The sequence below is a fragment of the Aromatoleum evansii genome (assembly GCF_012910805.1).
In the GTDB taxonomy this organism is placed as follows: Bacteria; Pseudomonadota; Gammaproteobacteria; order Burkholderiales; family Rhodocyclaceae; genus Aromatoleum; species Aromatoleum evansii.
In genome coordinates, this window is the sequence record NZ_WTVK01000168.1 from 1 (window position 1) to 1,002 (window position 1,002).

The window sequence follows — 1,002 nt, forward strand, 5'->3', positions numbered from 1 at the left end:
TGGAGGTGAACGCCAACGAAGGCGTTCGCCAACAGGCGGGCGCATACCCCAATCCGGAAATTTCTTACCTTCAGGAAGATACGCAGCGCGCAACACGCACCGCGACGCTGCAACTGAACCAGCCGATTGAACTGGGTGGCAAGCGGGCGGCGCGCATGGCGGCGGCCGAGCGCGGCTACGACATCGCCGGCGAGGATCTTGCAGCGCGGCGACTGGCGGTACGCGCGGCCGTTACCGCGGGCTATTTCGATACGCTCGCCGCGCAGGAACGCGTGCGCGTGGCAGACGAAGCCCTTGAGCTGGCCGGGCGCGCGACGCGCGCTGCGGCTTTGCGCGTGAAGGCTGGCAAGGTCGCGTCCATCGAAGAAACCAAGGCTCGGGTCGCCGAAGCCGGTGTGCAGGTCGAAGCACATCAGGCACGCAGCGAACTGCGTAGTGCGCAAGCACGACTGGCTGCCCTGCTCGGGCAAGGCCAACCCCGCACCTTGGTGCTCGACGGCCGTCTCGACGAACTCCCAACCGCTCCGTCACTGGAAGACACGCAACGACAGGTGGAAAACTCGCCGGCGCTTCGCCGCGCGCGACTGGAGATCGAGCGCCGTATGGCCCTGACCGAGCTTGAGCAGGCGCGCCGCATCCCGGATCTCACCCTCAGCGTGGGAGCCAAACGTGAGGAAGCGCTCGGCCGCAATCAGGCCATTGTCGGCGTGTCGATTCCGCTCCCGCTGTTCGACAGCAACCGGGGCAATCTGCTCGAGGCGCTGAAGCGCGAGGACAAGGCCCGTGAGGAGTTGCGATCGGCTCAGCTGCAGGTTGCTGCCGATGCGCTGCAGGCCCGCGAACGGCTGGAGTCGGCCCGCATGGAGGCCGGATCGCTCGCCGCGCAGGTGCTCCCCGGTGCGCAAAGCGCCTATGAAGCGGCGGTCAAGGGATTCGAACTCGGCAAGTTCAGCTTCCTCGAGGCGCTGGACGCCCAGCGAACCCTGCTGCAAGCGCGCATGC

1 protein-coding gene is annotated in these 1,002 nt (G+C 67.1%); it reads left to right on the forward strand.

Annotation, left to right across the window (positions count from 1 at the left end; translation table 11 throughout):
• Window positions 1–1,002, forward strand: a 1,002-nt coding sequence (locus GO615_RS27720) for a TolC family protein (RefSeq protein ID WP_169133060.1), incomplete at both ends; no start/stop codon positions are given.